This window comes from Hymenobacter sp. NBH84 (assembly GCF_014217645.1).
In the GTDB taxonomy this organism is placed as follows: Bacteria; Bacteroidota; Bacteroidia; order Cytophagales; family Hymenobacteraceae; genus Hymenobacter; species Hymenobacter profundi.
The window spans coordinates 2,712,552-2,733,344 of record NZ_CP043644.1; the positions used below are offsets into that span (position 1 = coordinate 2,712,552).

At 54.1% G+C, this 20,793-nt stretch carries 21 protein-coding genes and 1 tRNA gene; 8 read left to right on the forward strand and 14 right to left on the reverse strand.

Translation table 11 applies throughout. The features are described from left to right. Positions 1-439: 439 nt before the first annotated feature. From F1C16_RS11305 to F1C16_RS11320, 4 genes are all read right to left on the reverse strand, one after another. Entirely contained in the window at positions 440-1,711 is a 1,272-nt protein-coding gene (locus F1C16_RS11305; protein ID WP_185280760.1) for an adenylosuccinate synthase, read from the reverse strand. Then, the gene (locus F1C16_RS11310) at positions 1,711-2,058 is read right to left on the reverse strand and encodes an STAS domain-containing protein (RefSeq protein WP_185280761.1); all 348 of its coding nucleotides are present in this window, start codon (positions 2,056-2,058) and stop codon (positions 1,711-1,713) included. The genes F1C16_RS11305 and F1C16_RS11310 overlap by 1 nt, the downstream gene beginning before the upstream one ends. Continuing rightward, on the reverse strand, positions 2,055-2,528 hold the full coding sequence (locus tag F1C16_RS11315; protein ID WP_185280762.1) for a Fur family transcriptional regulator: 474 nt from the start codon (positions 2,526-2,528) through the stop codon (positions 2,055-2,057). Before F1C16_RS11315 ends, F1C16_RS11310 begins: the two co-directional genes overlap by 4 nt. 144 nt (positions 2,529-2,672) lie before the next feature. Beyond that, positions 2,673-4,886, reverse strand: coding sequence for a bifunctional (p)ppGpp synthetase/guanosine-3',5'-bis(diphosphate) 3'-pyrophosphohydrolase (locus F1C16_RS11320; RefSeq protein ID WP_185280763.1), 2,214 nt, complete (start codon positions 4,884-4,886; stop codon positions 2,673-2,675). A gap of 204 nt (positions 4,887-5,090) precedes the next feature. On the opposite strand from F1C16_RS11320, the gene F1C16_RS11325 reads away from it, so the two are divergent. The 4 genes from F1C16_RS11325 to clpX all read left to right on the forward strand — a co-directional run bounded on the left by F1C16_RS11325 (position 5,091) and on the right by clpX (position 8,963). Beyond that, positions 5,091-5,172: transfer RNA gene (locus F1C16_RS11325), tRNA-Leu, on the forward strand. 162 nt (positions 5,173-5,334) lie between these two features. Then, on the forward strand, positions 5,335-6,672 hold the full coding sequence (gene tig / locus F1C16_RS11330; protein ID WP_185280764.1) for a trigger factor: 1,338 nt from the start codon (positions 5,335-5,337) through the stop codon (positions 6,670-6,672). Between the two features lie 105 nt (positions 6,673-6,777). Continuing rightward, on the forward strand, positions 6,778-7,485 hold the full coding sequence (locus tag F1C16_RS11335) for a ClpP family protease (protein WP_258048881.1): 708 nt from the start codon (positions 6,778-6,780) through the stop codon (positions 7,483-7,485). 254 nt (positions 7,486-7,739) lie between these two features. Next, positions 7,740-8,963: an ATP-dependent Clp protease ATP-binding subunit ClpX gene (gene clpX / locus F1C16_RS11340; RefSeq protein ID WP_185280765.1), complete on the forward strand. Its 1,224-nt coding sequence runs from the start codon at positions 7,740-7,742 to the stop codon at positions 8,961-8,963. A 124-nt stretch (positions 8,964-9,087) separates the two neighbouring features. Here the strand turns inward: clpX and lpxB are convergent, their stop codons facing one another. From lpxB to F1C16_RS11360, 4 genes are all read right to left on the reverse strand, one after another. After that, positions 9,088-10,200 (reverse strand): lipid-A-disaccharide synthase, encoded by a 1,113-nt coding sequence (gene lpxB, locus F1C16_RS11345; RefSeq protein ID WP_185280766.1) that lies wholly within the window; start codon positions 10,198-10,200, stop codon positions 9,088-9,090. 107 nt (positions 10,201-10,307) lie between these two features. Then, positions 10,308-10,730, reverse strand: coding sequence for a 6-carboxytetrahydropterin synthase (locus F1C16_RS11350; protein ID WP_185280767.1), 423 nt, complete (start codon positions 10,728-10,730; stop codon positions 10,308-10,310). 113 nt (positions 10,731-10,843) lie between these two features. Continuing rightward, a complete protein-coding gene (locus tag F1C16_RS11355) occupies positions 10,844-11,842 on the reverse strand; it encodes an iron ABC transporter permease (RefSeq protein WP_185280768.1) in 999 nt (332 codons plus the stop codon). Then, on the reverse strand, positions 11,839-12,735 hold the full coding sequence (locus F1C16_RS11360) for an ABC transporter substrate-binding protein (RefSeq protein ID WP_185280769.1): 897 nt from the start codon (positions 12,733-12,735) through the stop codon (positions 11,839-11,841). Before F1C16_RS11360 ends, F1C16_RS11355 begins: the two co-directional genes overlap by 4 nt. Before the next feature lie 105 nt (positions 12,736-12,840). On the opposite strand from F1C16_RS11360, the gene rfaD reads away from it, so the two are divergent. After that, the gene (rfaD, locus tag F1C16_RS11365) at positions 12,841-13,806 is read left to right on the forward strand and encodes an ADP-glyceromanno-heptose 6-epimerase (protein ID WP_185280770.1); all 966 of its coding nucleotides are present in this window, start codon (positions 12,841-12,843) and stop codon (positions 13,804-13,806) included. A 68-nt stretch (positions 13,807-13,874) separates the two neighbouring features. On the opposite strand, the gene F1C16_RS11370 is transcribed toward rfaD, so the two are convergent. From F1C16_RS11370 to F1C16_RS11380, 3 genes are all read right to left on the reverse strand, one after another. Beyond that, complete coding sequence (locus F1C16_RS11370; RefSeq protein WP_185280771.1) at positions 13,875-14,141, reverse strand: hypothetical protein; 267 nt, start codon at positions 14,139-14,141, stop codon at positions 13,875-13,877. A gap of 140 nt (positions 14,142-14,281) precedes the next feature. After that, entirely contained in the window at positions 14,282-15,289 is a 1,008-nt protein-coding gene (locus tag F1C16_RS11375; RefSeq protein ID WP_185280772.1) for a zinc-binding dehydrogenase, read from the reverse strand. Positions 15,290-15,336: 47 nt separating this feature from the next. Continuing rightward, positions 15,337-15,741 (reverse strand): thiol-disulfide oxidoreductase DCC family protein, encoded by a 405-nt coding sequence (locus tag F1C16_RS11380; RefSeq protein WP_185280773.1) that lies wholly within the window; start codon positions 15,739-15,741, stop codon positions 15,337-15,339. Positions 15,742-16,036: 295 nt separating this feature from the next. Between F1C16_RS11380 and F1C16_RS11385 the strand changes: the two genes are divergently transcribed. Both F1C16_RS11385 and F1C16_RS11390 read left to right on the forward strand, forming a co-directional pair. Beyond that, complete coding sequence (locus F1C16_RS11385; RefSeq protein ID WP_185280774.1) at positions 16,037-16,429, forward strand: hypothetical protein; 393 nt, start codon at positions 16,037-16,039, stop codon at positions 16,427-16,429. Positions 16,430-16,591: 162 nt separating this feature from the next. Beyond that, positions 16,592-18,109: an HTTM domain-containing protein gene (locus F1C16_RS11390; protein WP_185280775.1), complete on the forward strand. Its 1,518-nt coding sequence runs from the start codon at positions 16,592-16,594 to the stop codon at positions 18,107-18,109. A gap of 165 nt (positions 18,110-18,274) precedes the next feature. Here F1C16_RS11390 and F1C16_RS11395 read toward each other — a convergent pair whose 3' ends face one another. After that, entirely contained in the window at positions 18,275-18,988 is a 714-nt protein-coding gene (locus F1C16_RS11395; RefSeq protein ID WP_258048882.1) for an adenine nucleotide alpha hydrolase, read from the reverse strand. Between the two features lie 101 nt (positions 18,989-19,089). On the opposite strand from F1C16_RS11395, the gene F1C16_RS11400 reads away from it, so the two are divergent. Then, positions 19,090-19,395, forward strand: coding sequence for a hypothetical protein (locus F1C16_RS11400; protein WP_185280776.1), 306 nt, complete (start codon positions 19,090-19,092; stop codon positions 19,393-19,395). A 79-nt stretch (positions 19,396-19,474) separates the two neighbouring features. On the opposite strand, the gene F1C16_RS11405 is transcribed toward F1C16_RS11400, so the two are convergent. Next, a complete protein-coding gene (locus F1C16_RS11405; RefSeq protein WP_185280777.1) occupies positions 19,475-20,023 on the reverse strand; it encodes a DUF4126 family protein in 549 nt (182 codons plus the stop codon). A 91-nt stretch (positions 20,024-20,114) separates the two neighbouring features. Further along, positions 20,115-20,753: a flavin reductase family protein gene (locus tag F1C16_RS11410; RefSeq protein WP_185280778.1), complete on the reverse strand. Its 639-nt coding sequence runs from the start codon at positions 20,751-20,753 to the stop codon at positions 20,115-20,117. Positions 20,754-20,793: the final 40 nt, after the last annotated feature.

A 20,793-nucleotide genomic window follows, 5' to 3' on the forward strand; every position in this document is an offset into this window, starting at 1 on the left:
TTCTTACTTCGCAAGCCGTTCGAAAAAACTTTTTTTTCGTTCTGGCTTGCTATCCCTTCCGGTTGAAGCGGGCTGCAAAGGTAACAACCTTTTCTTACTTTCCAACTACTAAAGACAACTTTTTTTCAGTGTCCTCGTAGCAGACGCTTCCGGTGGAAGCGGGGTGCAAAAGTAAGCAGCTTGTTTGAAGTTGCAAGCATCCGACAAAAACTTTTTTTTTGTCTGGACTGCTCTTCGCTCAAAGCCAGGAGACGTGCTGCTCGATTCAACCCTACCGCGTTTCGGTTTGGGAGTGCAAAAGTGCGGCTTGCCCCACAACTTTCCAAATACACTAACTCAAAAAACTCAATACAAGTTGTAAGATCTTATTTATCAGGCAAAAAAAGAGTGCGGCACAAGCTATGTAGCTTGTGCCGCACTCTTTTTTTGCCTGATGCTATTAATTCAGATGCAACGTACTTACTCTGTCAGGTCCTACGCTCACGATGCGGATTGGCACTAGCAAGTTTTCTTCGAGATAGTGCAAATAGTCTTTTAGAGGTTGAGGTAGCGCTTCTGGCTCTGTGATTTCCTGGAGAGTAGTGCGCCAACCAGGTAGTGAATGGTAGACTGGGGTTACATTTTGTAATGTGCCATAGTCTGGAAACTGATCGGTAGTCTCACCATTTGGTAGCTGGTAGTGCGTGCAAACTCGAATTTCATCGAACTCGTCTAACACATCCGCTTTCATCAAATGAATTTCTGTTACACCATTTAGCATGATGCTATAGCGTAGAGCAGGCAAATCGACCCAGCCACAACGGCGGGGACGCCCAGTAGTAGAACCGAACTCGTGACCAGCTTGGCGTATTTGCTCTCCTACTTCATCATGCAGCTCGGTAGGAAATGGCCCACTACCTACTCGTGTGCAGTACGCTTTGCTTATACCATATACCTTATCTATATGATGAGGCGCTATGCCTAGGCCGGTACAGGCGCCAGCCACGATAGTGCTAGAGGAGGTGACGAAGGGATACGTACCAAAATCTATATCCAACATAGCACCTTGGGCACCTTCCGCTAAAATGCGCTTTTGCTGTTGTAGCAAGTCATTCAGCAAATACTCTGTATTCGTTAACTGAAGGGTACGCAGGAACTCAATGGCAGAGAAAAATTCGTCTTCGTGAGCTTCTATTGCCAAGTCTTGCTTGTAGAATGCGGCCAGTTGGGCATGACGGGCAACAGCTTCTGTGTAACGCTCTTTGAAATCGGGTAGCAATACATCGCCAACCCGCAGACCTGTGCGGCCTACCTTATCTTGATAGGTAGGGCCAATACCTTTTAGGGTAGAGCCAATCTTACCCCCTCCCCTAGCCTCTTCTAAAATTCGATCGAGGGCGCGGTGAGAGGGCAGGATAAGCTGGGCCTTCTGTGAGATGAAGAGATTGTCGCCCCACTGAATACCACGATCCGTCAGCTTTTGCAGTTCGCCGCGGAATACAACTGGGTCGAGCACTACTCCATTACCGACTACATTAATAATGTGCGGATGAAAAATACCGGATGGTACTTGGTGCAATACATGCTTTACACCGTCGAAAAATAGGGTGTGGCCTGCGTTGGGGCCACCCTGAAAACGGGCAACTACATCGTACGTGGGGGCCAACACATCGACAATCTTCCCTTTCCCTTCATCTCCCCACTGTAGTCCTACGAGTACGTCAACTGGCATTAGTTTGCAGCTTTCAATTGTTCAGCGGCCGATTCTTCGTCGGCTGCAATAGTGAAAATGGCGTTTAGCTTGGTGATGAGCAGAAGCTTTTGCAGCTGCTCAGAAGGCTTTATTAAAACCAACTCGCCGCCTTGATTGCGAAATTTGGTCAAAACGGATACCAGCACACCGATGCCGGTGCTATTGATGAAACGCACGGCGGACAGGTCGATGGCACAGAAGCGAATAGCTTCCCCCAGGTATCCGTTGACGATTTGCAGGATTTGCTGGGAATCGGGACTCCCAAGCAGGTCGCCGGAGAGGCGCAGGTACAAAATGCCATCTTCGACGGCAGAGCTACTGTTCATTCGGCTGAAGAGTGGGCTGCGGCTTTTGCACGGCAGTCGCCGCACACCCCATAGAGGTTCAAGGAGTGGTGCAAGATATGAAAATTCAAAAGTTCGCCGACCATTGTCTGGATACCGTGAATACGTGGGTCGCAGAACTCGACTACTTTGTGGCACTCTGTGCAGATGACGTGGTCGTGCTGGCGGTAGCCGTAGGACTTCTCATACTGCGCCAAGTTGCGGCCAAACTGATGCTTACTCACCAAACCGTGTTCTACCAACAAATCCAGTGTGTTATAGACAGTAGCGCGACTTACTTGCAGTCCTCTTGTCTTCATACCCGCGAACAATTCTTCCACATCAAAGTGACCTGTGCGGGAGTAAATTTCCTCTAAAATGGCATAACGCTCCGACGTTTTGCGCAATCCTTTATTTTCAAGGTAGGCGGTGAAGATTTTCTTCACTTCCTCAAATTTTTCTTTGTCAAGCATTGAATGGCCCTCTTAGGAAGGTAGGTTGAATTGATAATTATGACATGACTTCAACATTCTATTCGTCATCCACTTCTCAACTCAACCCTACTTCTTTTATACCTTTTTAGACTTTCGATTTTTATTTATGCTTTTATGCGCTTTTCAGCGAACTGTATCAAACCGCTCGACGCCCAGCACGCCCCGTACTTTGCTGAGGCGTTGAATCATTTTGTTAAGGTGATCTGTGTCATTCACAAACACCATGATCTGCCCCTCGAACATTCCGTCGTTACTATCAACGGTAATGGAGCGCATGTTTACTTTCAAGCTGTTGGAAATCACCTTGGTCACATCGTTAATCAAACCCATGCGGTCGGAGCCTTTAATATGAATTCCAGCCAGGAAAGCTAGCTCCAGTTGATCCGTCCACTTGGCGCGCACAATGCGGTTGCCATAGTTCGACATAAGCTTAACCGCCTGTGGACAGGATGTGCGGTGAATGACAATGCCTTTGTCAGCCGTTTCGAACCCAAACACATCATCGCCGGGGATAGGATTGCAACAGGGAGCAATGGTGTAATTGAAAGTATTGGTATGTTCACCAATGACGAGCATATCAGCCCGTACGCCACGCGCTTTCTGCACTTCGTGGTCGAAAGACTTGGGTGCGAGTATGGAAGACTGCTGCGGCGTTGCTTCCTCATGAAATAGCTCTTCCTTGATTTCGCGGCCGTCTAGCTTGCCTATAGCGATGCGGTAGTACAACTCTGGCAAACTGTGCACGTGAAAATGTGTCAGGACCCGGTGTAGGTTTTCAGCTGTATTCGCAACGCCAAGCAGCTCCAAGCGCTTCTCCACGAGGTAACGCCCATCTTCTGATTTGGCTTTTTTATCATCGCGCAAGTATTCTTTGATGCGGGAGCGCGCCTTGGAAGTCGTCACATATTGCAGCCACTCCTCGGTAGGACGCTGCTTGTGTGAGGTAAGTATCTCTACCTGGTCGCCGTTGCGGAGCTGGTAGCTGAGCGGTTGCAGCTTTTGGTTGACTTTGGCACCGAGACACTGTAAGCCAATATGCGTGTGAATCTCAAAGGCAAAGTCCAGCGCCGTTGATTTGTCGGGTAGGATGATGAGTTTACCCTTCGGCGTGAAGGCGTAAACCTCCTTCACAAATAGATTCTGCCGGAACTCGTCCATGAACTCCAAGGCGCTGGAGTTGTTGGTTTCGAGCATTTCGCGCACTTTGTTTATCCAAGCCTCCAAGCTCGATTCAGCCTGTGAGGTAGCGGCGTCTTTGTATTTCCAGTGGGCGGCATAGCCTTTCTCAGCAATTTCGTCCATGCGCTTGGTGCGTACTTGCACCTCTACCCATTGCCCGGAGCGCGACATCACGGTGGTGTGCAACGACTCGTAGCCGTTGGTTTTGGGTGTGCTCACCCAGTCGCGCAGGCGGTCGGGATTGGGTTGGTAGAAGTCCGTCACGATGGAATACACCTGCCAGCACGCCGCTTTTTCCTGCTCATAGGGTACATCGAGAATCACGCGGATAGCAAACAAATCATACACCTCCTCAAAGGAGACATTCTGTTTGCGCATCTTCCGCAGAATGGAATAGATGGATTTGGGTCTACCCTTGATTTCGTAATGAAAGCCCTGGGCATCCAGTTCCTCATCAATAGGCGCTACAAATTCTTTGATGAAGCGGTTGCGGACACTTTGGCTCTGGCGCACTTTCGTGCGCAACTCATTATAAATATCGGTATCCGTGTATTTCAGGTACAGATCCTCCAACTCGCTCTTGATGGCATAAAGGCCTAGGCGGTGCGCCAGCGGCGCGTAGAGGTAAATGGTTTCAGAAGCAATCTTGAGCTGTTTATGGCGCGGCATCGAGTCGAGCGTGCGCATGTTGTGCAAACGGTCGGCGAGCTTGATGAGAATGACACGCACATCTTCCGAGAGCGTGAGCAGCATCTTGCGGAAGTTCTCGGCCTGCTCAGACGTACCATAGTCGAACACGCCCGATATCTTGGTTAGCCCGTCTACAATGCGCGCCACTTTGAAGCCAAATTCGCGCTCTACGTCGCTGATTTCCCACGGCGTATCCTCTACCACATCGTGCAGCAGCGCCGACACGATACTGGTAGTACCCAGCCCAATTTCCTCTACCACAATCTGCGCCACGGCCAGCGGGTGCAGAATGTATGGCTCGCCAGACTTACGGCGCATGTTTTTGTGCGCTTCCAGCGAGGTATTGAATGCCTTTTTAATCAGCTTGGCATCGCCTTCTTTGAGAATAGGCTTTGCCGTGCGTAATAGCCGACGGTAGTGACGCAGAATCTCATTACGTTCTGCTTCGGGGTCGATAGGGGTAGCCATAGATGCAAGTGGAGCACCGCTCCGGGTAGGCAGAGTAAGAAACGAAGGTACAACATAGACCAACAGCGGAGAGCCTGTAAAAGGTTGTCTTTTCGGCTTGCGATGCTTTTGTCTGCACTCGTATTACACAAACACTTTATTTTGCTTTTGGATTTTCAAAACAGTTGCGTAGCTTTGCGCCCCCAAGGCAGAAGGCCGAGGTACGCGGATGTGGCGAAATTGGTAGACGTGCCAGACTTAGGATCTGGTGCCGCAAGGCGTGTGGGTTCGAGTCCCTCCATCCGCACTTATTTTATAGTATTCGTTTCTGGTTTGCACTAGAAACAACAACAGAAGCCCTCAACCCACCCGTTGGGGGCTTTTCTTTTTCAACCACGTATTCATCCGCCGTGGGGAAAGGGCCGGGCATACTACGGCTTCCTACCCCACTTCTAACCGACGACCTGTTTTGGACATTACCCTCGACAAGAAAGACGACCAGCTGAGTGCCATCCTGACAGTAAACCTGACGGAAGCCGATTATGCTGCCAACGTAGACCAAAAGATTAAGGACTACGCTAAAAAAGCGCAAATCAAAGGTTTCCGGCCGGGTAAGGTGCCTGCTGGCTTGGTGCGCAAAATGTACGGCAAAGGCTTGCTGGCCGATGAAATCAACGAGCGGTTGGGCAAATCGGTAGACGCGTATATTAAGGAGAACAACCTGCGCATTCTGGGCGAGCCAATTCCAGTGCCGACGGATGTTGACTTTGACAACCAGAAAGATTTCAGCTTCCAGTTTGAGTTGGGCTTGCTGCCCGAAATCGAGCTACCTGCTGATCAGAGCATTACGGTAGACCGCAACCAAGTGTCGCTCGACGAGGCTACCCTCACTGAGACCTACGACCAGATTGGTCGCCAGTTTGGCGAGAGCACCAACCCCGAGGTTTCGGAAGCTAACGATTACCTCTATGGCCGCCTGAAAAAGGCTGACGCTGAGGAAGAAGGCAATGTGGTATTGCTACCCATCAACAAGGTGAAGAATGGTGTGGAGCGCTTCATCGGTGTGAAGCCAGAAGACAGCATCACTTTCGATCTGAAGGATGCTTTTGACGGTGACGTATCGGCTGTTGCCAACTTCTCGGGTCTGAGCAAGGACGAAGCTGCTGAGGTAAGCGGTGACTATACGCTAACGGTAGAGAAAATCAACCGCACCGACGCTGCTGAGTTCAACCAGGAGCTGTTTGATAAAGTGTTCGGCAAAGACGTTGTGACTTCGAAAGAAGAGTTCGACGAGAAGGTGCGTACTACCATTCAGGAGAACTACGACCGTGAATCCGACAACCTGGTGAACCGTCAGATTATCGACAAAGTAATTGATAGCCTGCAAGTTGAGCTACCCAAAGAGTTCTTCAAGAAGTGGCTGGTGCGTGCCAATCAGGGCAAACTGACGGCTGAGCAAGTAGAAGAGCACTACAACGACTACGAGCGTGAGCTGAAGTGGTCGATGGTGCGCAACAAGGTAGTGGAGACGGAAGGCTTGAAGGTGTCGAACGACGAAATTGTAGACCGTACCATTCAGAAAATCATGGGCCAGTTCAACCTGCCCGAGGTGAACGAGGAGTTGCAAGCTTCGATGCGCAGCTTTGCTGATAACTACCTGCGCCAAGACAACGGTAAAAACTACGTGGACGAGTATGAAGCCATTCTGGCAGAGAAAGTACTCGAAAACCTGCGCGGCAAAGTTGTTGTTAACGAAACACCGATTACGGCCGAGGACTTCCGCAATCAAAACCAACAAGCGAGCTAATTTGCCGCTCTAGGTTTTCAGGTCAATAAAAAAGCCCTTACTTGCCGTGAGGGCTTTTTTGTTGACCCTTAGTTTTCGTTGAACTCATACTACCTTATTTTTCCCATGCTGAATAAACAAGAATTCCGCAAGTTTGCTGTGAAAGGCCAAGGCATGAGCAGCCTGGGCGTTGACCAATACATCCAGCACGTAGAGGGCCAAACCCGCAACGGGCTGATGTTGCCTACCGGCATGACGCGCTCAGTAATTGAAGAGCGTCCTACCCGCTTCGCTGAAATTGACGTTTTCTCGCGCCTGATTATGGACCGCATCGTGTTCTTGGGCACGGGCGTAGACGATTATATCGCCAACATCATCACGGCGCAGTTGCTGTTCTTGGAGTCGGCCGATGCGAAGAAGGATATCCTGCTCTATATCAACTCGCCCGGCGGCTCGGTGTATGCCGGCCTGGGTATCTACGATACGATGCAGTATGTGAATCCTGATGTGGCTACCATCTGCACCGGCTTGGCTGCTTCGATGGGTGCCGTATTGCTGGCTGGTGGTGCTAAGGACAAGCGTTCGGCCCTACCCCACGCCCGCGTGATGATTCACCAGCCTTCGGGTGGCGCGCAAGGTCAGTCGTCGGACATTGAAATCACGGCCCGTGAGATTCTGAAGCTGCGCAAGGAGCTGTACGACATCCTGGCCATGCACACTGGCAAAACCTACCAGGAAATCCACGATAACTCGGACCGCGACTACTGGATGCGCGCCGATGAGGCCAAAGAATACGGCCTGATTGACGAAGTGTTGGAAAAGAAGAAAGATTAACTTTTCCGGTTCGCACTACATAGAAAGTGATGGTCCGACACGTATGCTATGACTTTCTACCAACCTGACGTTCTATTGGCGTCATGAAATAAAAGCCCGCTATTGGCCTCAGGGTCAATCGGCGGGCTTTTTGCTTCGGGCAGATTTCCTTTTTGCGGCAACTTTTTTTTGCTCGCTAGGCGTTGGCCTTTTCGTACCTTTGATAACCGGTTGCATTTCTACCGGTTCTACCCCCTATTTCTGAGAGTCCTACAATGGCAGATATAACGTGCTCCTTCTGCGGCAAAGCCAAAAAAGAAGTTTCGGTCATGATTTCCGGCATCAATGCGCACATCTGTGAGCGGTGCGTGGGTCAGGCCCAGCAGATATTGAACGAGGAAAACAAGATTCGCTCGAACAGCAAAGCACCCAAGTTCAATCTGGTGAAGCCACGCGAGATGAAGGACTATCTCGATCAGTACGTGGTAGGGCAGGATGAGGCCAAGAAGGTGATGTCGGTGGCCGTATACAACCATTACAAGCGCCTGATGCAGAAACCGCAGAAGGATGATGTGGTGATTGAGAAGTCGAACATCATCATGGTAGGCGAAACCGGTACCGGCAAAACCTTCTTGACGCGCATGCTGGCCAACATTCTGCAAGTGCCCTTCTGCATTGCCGATGCCACGGTGCTCACCGAAGCCGGCTACGTAGGCGAGGATGTAGAAAGCATCCTGACGCGTCTGTTGCAAGCCGCTGACTATAACGTGGAGGCAGCCGAGCGCGGCATTGTCTACATCGACGAAATCGACAAGATTGCCCGCAAGAGCGACAACCCCAGCATCACGCGCGATGTGAGCGGCGAGGGTGTACAGCAGGCCATGCTGAAGCTGCTGGAAGGCACTACGGTGAACGTGCCCCCGCATGGCGGCCGCAAGCACCCCGAGCAGAAGATGATTACGGTGAACACCGAGAATATTCTGTTCATCTGCGGCGGTGCCTTCGTGGGTATTGAGCGCATCATCAAAAACCGCTTGAATACCAAGCCGATTGGCTTTGCCAAAACGCAGTTAGAAGAGAATATCGACACGCAGAACTTCCTGCGCTACGTAACGGCTCAGGACCTAAAAGCATTCGGTTTGATTCCCGAACTGATTGGCCGCTTACCTGTCCTCACGCACCTCAACCCACTGGATCACGCTACCCTGCGCAAAATTCTGACGGAGCCCAAGAACTCTATCGTGAAGCAGTACCAGCGTCTGTTCGAGATGGAAGGCATTCAGTTGAGCTTCTCGGAAGATGCCCTAGAATATATTGTAGTGAAAGCGGATGAGTACCGCCTTGGTGCCCGCGGCCTGCGCAGCATATGCGAAAGCATCATGACAGATGCTATGTTCGACATGCCATCGGATGCGGATGCAAGCGAGCTGGTAATTGACGCAGATTATGCACGCAGCAAGTTTGAGCAGTCGCCGTTGAAGCAATTGCGGGCGGCTTAACACGCCACCTGACAAAGAAAAAGCGAAGGTCGGAAAACAGCTTGTTTTCCGACCTTCGCTTTTTCTTTGTCAGGTGTTTTTTGAACCTGAAGCGCTACTGTTTTAGTAACGAATATGGTTTAGCTTATTTCTGGCTCAAATACCCTACCATCAACTTTGCTGCTTTTGCTGCTGCGTTGTTCCTGCCTAGTTTCTCACGTAATTCGGCGTAGCCGGCTTTCTGCTGAGCAATAAATTCCTCATCTGCCGTAATTTTCTTTAATTCCGTAACGAGGTTGCGGGAGTTGAATTCGCCTTGGATCAACTCTTTTACTACCTCGCGGTCTGCAATGAGGTTAACTAGCGAGATGTAACGCACTTTGATAAGGGCTTTACTGATAGCATAGGTTACCGCACTGGTACGGTAACACACTACCTGCGGCACGCCGAAAAGAGCCGTTTCTAACGTAGCGGTGCCGCTGGTGACAAGGGCAGCCGTGGCATGCGCCAGCAAATCGTACGTTTGGTTGAAAAGGATGCGAACGTTGTTGCGCTCGAAGTGCGCGTAATAATTGGGGTCGAGGTTATCAACACCGGCCACAATGAACTGGTAGTTGAGGAAAGGCGGCAGAATAGCCACCATCTCGTAGAGCATTTCCTCAATCTCCTGCTTGCGCGAACCGGGTAGTACAGCAATGATTTGCTTCTGCGGATCGAGGTTATTGCGCTGATAGAAGTCGGGGGCGGCAGGATGATCGGCTACGGCATCGGCCGTTGGGTTGCCGATGTAGTCGACCTTGTATCCGAAGCGTTGGTAGAACTCCTCCTCGAAGGGTAGGATAACAAACATCCGGTCGACCAAGGCTTTCACTTTGTGCACGCGGCCTTGGTTCCAGGCCCATATCTTGGGCGAGATATAATAGAATACCTTAATGCCTTGCTCCTTCGCAAACTTCGCCACGCGCATATTGAACCCCGCATAGTCGACTAGGATTACTACGTCGGGTTTGTATTCGAGCATATCACGCTGGCACTCCTTGAGGTAGCCTCGAAACTTAAGCAGGCTGGTAGCGGCCTCCCAAAAGCCCATAATGGCCATCTCCTGGTAATGGTGCACCATCGTGCCACCCGCAGCCTGCATTAGGTCGCCGCCCCAAAAGCGTAAGTCTGCGGCACTGTCTTGCTGCTGCAATTGCCGCATTAGGTTGGAGGCGTGAAAATCGCCGGAACGCTCACCCGCAATTAGGTAGTACTTCATGTTTTAATTAACGATTAGGCATTATTAATTAGGAACTGTTAATTAAAATCTGACCGTAATTGAAAAGACAATAGCTCGATTTTTAATTAGTAATTCTTAATTAAAAATTACTCGGATTCGCCGTAGTATTCGACGAAGTTGCGGGGCGTTTCGTAGAGTTTGAGGCAATGTAGCTGAGCCGTAGTGATACGGGGTAGCTCACGGGCCAGAATTTCCCAAAAGGCTATTACCAAGTTCTCGGTGCTAGCCATTTTGTCGGCCATGAAGGGAACATCCAGGTTGAGGTTTTTATGATCGACCTGGTCGATAATGTGCTGCTTGATGAGCGTGCTCAGGGCTTTCAGGTCTACTACGAAACCTGTATCGGGGTCGGGGTTGCCGCGTACCGTCACAATCAATTCGTAGTTGTGGCCGTGCCAGTTTACGTTGGCGCAGGGGCCGAATACCTCGTGGTTGCGCTCGTCGCTCCACTTAGGGTTGTACAGTTTATGAGCGGCGTTGAAGTGCTCCTGGCGGCTGATGTATATCATGGGTTTGGGTTCTTGGAAGCTTAGGGTCTTGGACGCGGTGTAACTGGGCGCACGGTTTTTCTGACGTATCCGAAGCGCAATACACGCAATAGAATATTCGTAACAAGACTCTACTACCCTTTTTTTCGCAGCAAATATACGAAGAACGGTACGCCGAACAGGGCCGTGACCAACCCAACAGGTAGGCCAGCGGGTGGGTAGAGCAAGCGAGCTAGCAAGTCGCAGGCCAGCAGAAAATCAGCCCCTATGATGGCACAGAATAGGAGGTTTAAAGGCCCCGTGACGCCCAGCACCCAGCGCGTGATATGCGGAACCATCAGCCCAACAAAGCCAATAGGCCCGCAAAGCGCTACCACACAGCCGGTAAGCCCTGAGGCTGTGAGTAGCAGCAACCAACGCGTGCGAGCCACTGGCACACCCAACGCCTCGGCGCGCTCCTCCCCTAGCAGCAAAATATTCAGCTCGTGGCGGCGGAACGAGAACAGCAGCAAGGCCCCGGCCAATGCCACTGCCGGGTAGGGAAGCAGTTCCCAACCCGCCCGCTCGAAGCTGCCCATCGCCCAGAAAACAACGGTGCGTAGCTTTTCCTGGCTGCTGGCCATAAACGTGAGTACGCCCCCAATAGCCGTCGTAAGCGAACCCACTGCTACGCCCGCCAGCAGCAGTTGTGCGGGTAGCAGCTGTCCGCGGCGGGTACCCAGCAGCACCACTACCAGGGTGGCCGCCAGAGCGCCTACTAGGGCCGCCAGAGGTGGCAGATAAACTCCAGCTACCGTGAGGGTAGGCACCAGCACATAACACAAAATAGCTCCCAGTGAAGCCCCAGAGGCGGTGCCCAACAGGTAGGGATCAGCCAAGGGGTTGTTGACCATGGCCTGCATGAGGTAGCCACTGAAGGCCAGACCACCACCGGCTAGCAGAGCCAGCAAAATGCGAGGTAGGCGCAGTTGCACCAGCACTAGTTGGGCGGGGTCGGTGGGGTCATAGTGGAGTAGAGCGCGGCCGATAAGGGCGTAGCTGGTATCATAGCTGCCGATGCGAAGGCCCACCGTTATCAGTACCAGCAGCAGGAGCAGACTACCCAGCAGCCAAGGCATGGGGCGGCGGCTCATACGGCAGGCGGCGCCCAGATCAGCCGACGAAGCTCCCGCACCGATTCTACGACGCGCGGGCCGGGCCGACTCATCAGGTCGTCGGTGGCGTCGTATACGCGGCCTTGCTGGTAGGCCCGGATGCGGCGCAGCTCGGGATAATTTTTGAAAAAGGTGCTGTCCATTTTCCCGAATCGGCCGCCCAGCAACATAGCGGGATTCAGCTTCAGAATGTACTCGCGGGTGAGGGCTGGGTAGGGCTGCGCAAACTTTTCCTGTACCGCATTCTGCCCGCCCGCTAGTCGAATTTTATCCGTGAATAGCGTATTCTGGCCATACACGTAGATGGGGTCTTGCCAGGTAATGGCCAGCACGGCCGGGCGCAAGGTAGGCGCGGGCAACTGTTGCACGGCTTGCAGGGCGGCCGAGAGCGAGTCGGTGAGGTGGCGGGCGGCGGCGTCGCGGTGCAGGATATGACCCAGGTCGCGCAGGCCGCGCAGAATGTCGTCTACTTTCTCATAGCGCTGGTAGTACACGGGAATGCCCAGCTTTTCCAAGCGGGCCGCGTCGTCGAGCGAGGTGATGCCTTCCACGGTGAACACCACGTCGGGCTTCAAGCCCACCAGCCGCTCCAGATCCAGGGGGTAGCTGTTGACAATGGGCTTGCGTAGGGCCGCCGCGGGGTAGTCACACACCTGCGTGCGGGCTACGATGGTAGCCGTATCGGCCACGGCAAACAGCATTTCGGTCATGGACGCGGCCAGGGACATGATGCGGCGCGGCTGGGCCGGCACTGTAACGGGGCGGCCCAAATCATCGTGAAGTTGCTGGGGTGCAGCAGCGGTAGTGGCTGGTGGCCGGTCGGGCTGGCAGGCCAGCAGAAACAGAAGCGAAAGCAGGAAGCAGCGGGACATACGGTAAAAGTAAGGAGCCCGCGGCGGAGGTCAACTTCGGGACGCCGATTCCGTTACGGTAGCACTCTGCGCTACTTTCTTACTTTTGTCGCAAATTCTACTCTTATGATCGTAGTTACTGGCGCGGCCGGCTTCATTGCCAGCTGCCTCGTCACCCGCCTCAACGCCGCCAACTTCAACGACATCGTGGTGGTCGACAATTTTGCCGTGGAGCATAAGCTGCCTAACCTGAGCGGCAAGCGCTTAAAGCAGTATGTGGACCGCAACGAGTTTTTCGACTGGCTGGACGAGAACTACGAGCAGGTGGAGTTCATCTTTCACCTGGGTGCCCGCACCGATACTACCGAGCAAAGCCGGAGCGTGCTGGATCTACTCAACCTCGACTACTCCAAGCAAATGTGGCAGGCGTGCTGCCGCTACCAGCTACCGTTGGTATACGCTTCCTCGGCGGCTACTTACGGCCTGGGCACGGTGGGCTACGATGATGATGAAGCGCTACTGCACCTGTTGCAGCCATTGAATGCCTATGGCGACTCTAAAAACGACTTTGACAAGTGGGCCGTGGCGCAACCCGAAAAGCCGTTTTTCTGGGCTGGGTTGAAATTCTTCAACGTGTACGGCCCAAATGAATACCACAAGGGCCGCATGGCCTCGGTGATTCTGCACGCCTACCAGCAGATTCAGCAAACGGGCTCCATGACGCTGTTCCGCTCCCACAATCCTGATTATGCCGATGGCGAGCAGAAGCGCGATTTCGTTTATGTGAAAGACGTGGTGGAGGTTTGCTACTTCCTGATGCAGACCCGCCAGCACTCTGGCATCTACAACCTGGGCACCGGCGAAGCGCGCACCTTCCTCGATCTGGCCTTAAACACCTTCGCAGCCCTCGGTCGTACTGCCGACATCCAGTTTCAGGATACGCCTGAGGTAATTCGCGACAAGTACCAGTACTTCACCCAGGCCAATATGGAGAAGCTGCGCAGCATCGGCTACGACCGTCCTTTCACGCGGCTGGAGGATGGCATTGCCGACTATGTGCAGAATTATCTGGTGCCCAACCAGTATATGTAACCCTGCTGCCTACCTACTTTCAATAGCAAAGGCCCCGGCGATACGCGTATCGCCGGGGCCTTTTGTAGTTATGCGGCCAACTCCTGGTTGTCGTCTGTTGGAAATAGGGGGCGCACGGTAGCTTCGGTAGCAGGTGCTATTTCGGCTTCGGGCGTCGCTTGCCGGCGCAGCGCACGCAGCAAAAAATATTTGTACTCTGCCGCGTCGGCCAGGGCGGATTCTATGGCGCGCACGGCTTCGTCGTAGGCTACTACCGGTACGTTTTCGGCTTCTTCGCCAGTGGGGTAGGTCAGATAGAAAACCGGGGCTTCGAGGTACTCAGCAGCTGATTTCATACGGTATAGTAAGTGGAATGTGTGTACGTTTTCTGGGTTGCTTATAGAACAAATGCCTTAGCCAAATCATTCGATTTTGCTAAGGCATTTAGTAGTATTTTTTACATAAAGCAAACGCACCGTTTGCTGCTGGCTACCAGTTACTCTTGTATGATTTGCAGAGCAATTTTGCCGAATTGGGCGCCGTCGTCCATGTGGCGCAGGGCGGCTTCGCCTTCCGCCAGCGGAAAGGTTTTGTCGATGATGGGCTCTAGCTTTTTGTCATTTACTAACTGCAACAGCCCGGCAAAGTCTTGCTCCGTACCCATGGTAGAGCCCAGTATTGACAGCTGCTTCCAGAAAATCTTGCGGGCCGGCACTTCTGGAATATCGCCCTGGGTAGCGCCGTAGAACACGATGCGCCCGCCGGGCGCGGCGGCATCAATCAGGTTATTGAAACCCGGCCCGGCCGCACTATCGATGATGACATCGAAACCGCCGTTGGCTTGCTTGGTGAGGGTAGCGGGCCAGTTTTCGTCTTGGTAGTTGATGCCGCCTTTGGCACCCAAGGACTTGGCTTGCTCTATTTTCTCGGCTGAACTAGATGTTACCCACACCTCGGCGCCACTGGCCACGGCCATTTGCAGGGCCAGCAGGGCCACTCCTCCCCCTACCCCCGACACCAGCACCCGCTCGCCGACCTGTAAATTGGCACGGGTGAAAAGTGCCCGGTAGGCTGTGAGGCCACCTAGCGGCAGCGCCGCGGCTTGCGCAAAACTTAGATGCTCGGGCAAGGAATGCACGTAGCGGGCCGGCACGCACACGTACTCGGCAAAGGTGCCATCGTGTGGTAGACCCAAAATCTGGAAGTCTTTGGCCTGCGCGGCGGGATTATCGCCCCACTGCATGCCGGGGTTGATGAGCACGGATTGGTTGCGTAGCTTCTCATCGGTGCCTTCGCCTAGTTCCGCAACAGTACCGGCACCATCGGAGCCTAAGATGCAGGGAAACTTCAGGCCGGCGTACTGGCCTTTCTGAATCCAGACGTCGCGGTGGTTGAGGGCGGCGGCGTGCAGCCGAATGAGCACCTCGCCGGGGCCTGGGGTAGGGGTAGGAACTTCGCGAAGTTGTAGGGGCTGATTGACCCCATCCAAGACAAGAGCTTGCATAAACTGGATTGTGGTGAGCTATGAGAACAAAGAAATAGCGGAAATGCCTACAGAAAGCGGGCTTGCAGCGCCGGGGTAGGGAGCCAACAAGCTTCTTCCTGCTGGCCAAACCACTGGTAGCGGTGGCGGGCCACCCACCGGTAGGCCGCATCGCGCAGCCAGCGTGGCACTATCCGAAAAGCATACACCCACCGCCAACCGGGCAGCTGCCGCAGGATGCGCAGCACGGCCTGCGAGTGCGTGTAGGCGCGCCCATCTTCTACCAACACCACCGACTCAGGTGTAGCCACCACCACGATGCCGTGCGCGGCCAGCAACGTCTGCCCTACCTCCGATTGCAAGGAGGCAAACTGAAAGCGAGCCTGCGCGTCGCGGGCAATAACGAACTGCACGAAGCCATTGCACAGGTTGCAGACTCCATCAAACAGAATAACGGCGGGTGGTTGAGGCATGGCTGGCGCAGGGTCTTCCTAAGTGTACTTCCTGACACGGTTAAACGCAACTTTGGTTACTTCCGCTCATCAGCAAACGCTGTTTATCACACAATATGGGTAGTATGTCTGCTTGTGAAACGGCGCAACCTCATCAGTAATCACTCCTTGAAATTTATCTTTGTCATATTACAAAATGTATAAAATATCTGCTTTTTCTACCATTTATGTAACCTCTATTCCACTACTAAGCGTACAAGGGAGCTATTTGCCTTGAATGGCACCGCACGCACTCTTTCACCAATTCACCAAAAAGATGATCAAGAAGAATCGCTTCGCTTTGTTGGCAGCTACTGTGCTGGCTAGCGGCCTGGGCTTAGGTGCCTGCAACACGACCTCGGAAATGGGTACGACGGACGGCACTACCACCACCGGCACTGAGTCTACCACCACAGGTACGGATGCCACTACCTCGGGCACGATGAGCACGACGACCGGCACCACGGATGCTACCACCACCGGTACGATGAGCACCACCACGGGCACAACGACTACCGGTACCACTACGGGTATGACTACCACAGGCACAACCACGACGGGTACCACGACGGGTACTACGATGGGCACCACAACTGGTACGACTACCACGGGCACCACAACGGGTACAACTACTGCCACAACCGGCACGACGACTGGCACTCCCCAGTAGTCCCCGACGCGATGCAACCTTTGTGGGCCTAATGGCCTACAAGCGGCCGGAAGCTTTATCCCTTGGATAGCGCTTTCGGCCGCTTTTGCGTATGGTAGGGCCGGCCCTGCGTGGTAGCATCTACGCATGTGGTCGGTGGTGTTGATTAGCCTTACTCCCCTTATGAATCGTGTAGTAGCTGTTATTCGGCAGCCGTTTGTGTTGGATCTGCGGGCATTGGCGCTATTGCGGGTAGCGTTGGCGGCTGTGGTAGTAGTAGACTTGGCCATTCGCGCAACTGATTTGGAGGCGCATTATTCCAACATGGGCGTGCTGCCGCTGCACGTCCTCTACGAGCACAACTGGAACCCCTACGAGTTTTCGTTTCATACCAGTAGTGGGCTGTGGCAGGTGCAGGCGGTGTTGTTTCTGCTGGCGGCCGCGGCCGCCGTGGCCATGCTGCTGGGCTACCGCACCCGGCTAGTAACCATCATCTCGTGGGTGCTGCTGGTATCGGTGCAGAATCGCAACCCACTGATTGGGCAGGGCGGCGACGATTTGCTGCGGATGCTGCTCTTTTGGGGAATTTTCCTTCCCTGGGGGCGCGTGTACTCCTTGGATAGCCGCCGGCAGCCGCCACCTACCAGCCTCACCACGTGCAGCGCCGCCACCGTTGCCTACATCGTGCAACTGGCTTTGCTCTACTGGTGCACGGCCCTACTCAAAAGCGGGGCCGAATGGACGCAGACCGGCACCGCGCTCTACTACGCCCTCAGCCTCGACCAAATGCTGCTCCCGGTTGGCCGGCTGCTCTACCCCTACCCCGAGCTGATGCGTGGGCTAACGTTTGCCACCTACTACACCGAGCTATTGCTGCCCTTCGCGCTGTTTATTCCGTGGCGCGTGGCGTGGTGGCGCGGGTTGTTTATTGGGGTGCTCGTGTTGTTTCATCTCGGAATCAGCCTCACGCTTTTTGTGGGCTTGTTTTTCCTGATCAACTGGGCTTCCCTACCCGGTCTGCTCCCGCCCGCGGCAATGGACTGGCTGGAGCAAAAGCTGGTGCCGCATGCCCAGCGCCTCGGCACGCGTTTCGGGCAATGGCGCACCGGCTGGCGGTGGAAGGCTCCTACCTGGCGCAGCCCGGTGCGGGTGCATCTGGCTGCCCACATCGAGCACGCGCCACAAAGCGTAACGCTGCTTCGGGCCGTGCGCAACACCGTGGTAGGCGTGCTGCTAGTGTATATCTGCTGGTGGAATTTCGATACTGTTACATCCAAGCGCTGGGCCATGCCGGAGCGAATGCAGTGGCTAGGCTACCTGTTTCGCATCGATCAGCACTGGGGCATGTTTGCACCGGCTGTGTTCAAGGATGATGGCTGGTATATTCTGGAAGGCACTACTGCTGCAGGTCGTAAGATAGACCTGAACCGAGGTGGGGCACCACTCACCTATGCCAAGCCGGCTTCCGTTGTGAGCCTGTTCCCCAATGACCGGTGGCGCAAGTATTCTGAGAACTATCTGTTTGTCAGCAACGCGTTTATGCGCCCTTATTACTGCAATTATCTGATGCGTATCTGGGGCGAAAATCCTAAGCATCCACGGCTTAAGCAACTGGAAGTTATCTATATGAAGGAGGTAAGCTTACCCAATTATAAAACCACCAAGCCCAGCCGCGAGGTGCTGTGCGGCTGCGCGCCGTAGTGGTAAGGTTGTGAAATAGTGAATTAAAAACCGTCTGTCATCCTGAGCTTGCGAAGGACCTTATGCCAGTTGAACGAGTCGTTGTTACGCTTGTCGTTCTAACGTGAGAAGGTCCTTCGCAAGCTCAGGATGACAGACGGCTTTTTAACTCACCATTTTACTATCTCACAACTTCACCATTTCTCCCAACAAAATATCACAATACCAAAACGCACTCAGTGGCGCTTCGCCAACCGGCGCGGGGTAGGTGCGGCGCACGATGTCGCCGCGTTGGAAGGGAACGGGTTGCTGGAAGTAGGGTGCGTCGAAGAGGAAGGTATGATACTCGCCGTTTTCGCCGCAGGGGTCTACGCTGGCGGGTAGGTCGCGGAGGAAGTCGGCGTCGAGCAGGCGGCCGCAGAAACTGCGGTCGAGATAGGCTTCGTTTACGCACACCACCACGGCCCGGAAGCCCAGCGTCAGGTACTCGTGGAGCAGCTCGGCGGTAGGGCGTTGCCACAGCGGGAACAGTGCCTGCATAGCCAGCTGGGTAAGCTGCTGCTCGCGGTAGGCGCGCAAATCTTCCAGAAAAATATCCCCGAAGGCCACGTGCATCGTGCCTTGCGCCTGCAATTCCTGCAAGGCTGTTTGCGTCTGGTGCTCATACTCGGCCATGCTGGGCGCTTCGGGTAGGCGCACCTGGTGTAGGGGTAAGGCCAGGCGTTGGGCTTGCGCCTCTAGCAGCTCTACCCGCACGCCGTGCATGGATACGCGGCCGTAGTGCGCGTTTACGTTGGTGAGCAGGTGAGTTACCTGATAGCGGCCGTCGCGCAGCAGGTGGTAGAGCGCGAGGGCCGAATCTTTACCCCCGCTCCAGCTCATGGTTATCGAAATTGCCATTGGCCGAAGATACGCGCCCGCCAATTCTGCTGGCTAAGCCGGCCGTTTCGTGGGTAGTTTACGTATAGCCTTTCTGACTCCACTTACATGACTAACTCCCGATGAAACGCTCTTTCTTCCTAAGCGCGGCCTTGGTAGCCGCTACCTTGTCTTTCTCTTCCTGCGACTATAGCAAAGGCCCCGGCAACGAAACCCAGCGCTACCCCGACAGCTTCGCAGAAGCCCCCGAAGCCCGCGCCACCGATACGGACCTCGATAGCGTGAATGCCGAGCAAACCGTAACCAAGCCCCAGGGCCTAGGCTCGGCCGCCGACCAAGCCACCAAAGACACGCCGCCTACCAGCAACAATGGCGCTATGGACGCACCAGGCGGTCAGAATCCACCCGCCATGAATGGCAGCAACTAACTGCCTCCTTTTATAACAGCAGAACGCCCCCCGGAACCAGTTCCGAGGGGCGTTCTGCTGTTATAGAATTACAGTGTTTTTAAGCCATCTGCCTAGCCTTGGCGGCCTGCTTGGCTTCTTTGTTGGCTTTCTTATCAGCTTTGGTGAGTTTGGTGCCTTTGCGGCCTTTCAGGATGGCTAAGCCGCTGGTTACAGCAATACCATCTTCAATAATACCAGCCAAAATGGGCTGATTAGTGCTTTCAATGAGCTGTTTGCGGAAAGCCAGGGTTGCATAGTTAGTGGCTACGGCTGCTACGCTACCAATCAGGGCACCGACGAGGGCACTGCCCTGTTGTGATTTGTACAACGTAGCGCCCAGCAAGGCACCCGCTACGGCCCGGCTGGGCATTACGGTGGCAGAAGTGCGGTCGGCGGCATCGGGCTGCTTGTCGCCAATCAGCTCAGCCCCAGCTAGTACCGATAGCACATTGGCCGTAATGGGAGACTGCATGAAGCGTAGGGGCGAATTGCCCAGGTAGGGCGAGTTGTGCTTCACTAACGATTTGCTCAACAAGGCCGGAGCCAACATGCTGCGCATGCTAGCCACGGTAGCCAGCCCCAGCGTTTGCCAGAATTTATTTTTCATGATTCAGTAGAAAGATGGAGGGAGTTATTTCCTACCTTCTTTAACGGCGCAACTTCTTACCCGGACGAATATCCTGCCCAAAGAATTGTGGCTACTTCTCTTTCGGCTGCGGGCCCTGCCCGGCGCGGGCGTAGGCAAAGGCTGCCAGCGGCGTCACGCTGTGGTAGCCGTCGAGGCCGGAAATGCAGATGTCGGCGGCAGCGGCCAAGTGCAAGGAGCCGTCGGGCTGTAGCACCTCGTTGGGCAGGTAGATGTGCTCTACTGCCCCCACCAGTAGCCGCGTGCCGTTGGCTTTTATTTCGATTTCTTCCTGCAAGCGCAAGCCAATGCTAATCTGACTTTCCTGCACGTAGGGCGCCGGAAAATCGTCGCGGTACAAGGGCGTAAATCCGCACGCGTCAAACTCCGATTCTTCGGCCGGGAAGTTGGCCGAGGTGTAGTGCGCTTGCGCCACGTAGGCGGCCGGCACGTGGTTGATGGTGTAGCAGCCCGTATCCTGAATATTAGAATAGGTATGGCGCGGCACCGAGGTAGGGCGCGTGACCATACCCAGTAGCGGTGGGTTGGAGCCCAAATGCACCACCGAGCTGAAAATAGCCAAGTTGGTCTGCCCATCGGGCGAGGCCGTACCAATGAGGTTGGCGGGCTTGTAGCCCGTAATGGCATTGATGAGGTTGAGCCGGTAGATCTTCTCGTACGATTCGATATCGGCGGCGGTGATGTGGGGCATGGGTAGAAAGGTTAAAAAAGAACGTCATGTTTCGACCACG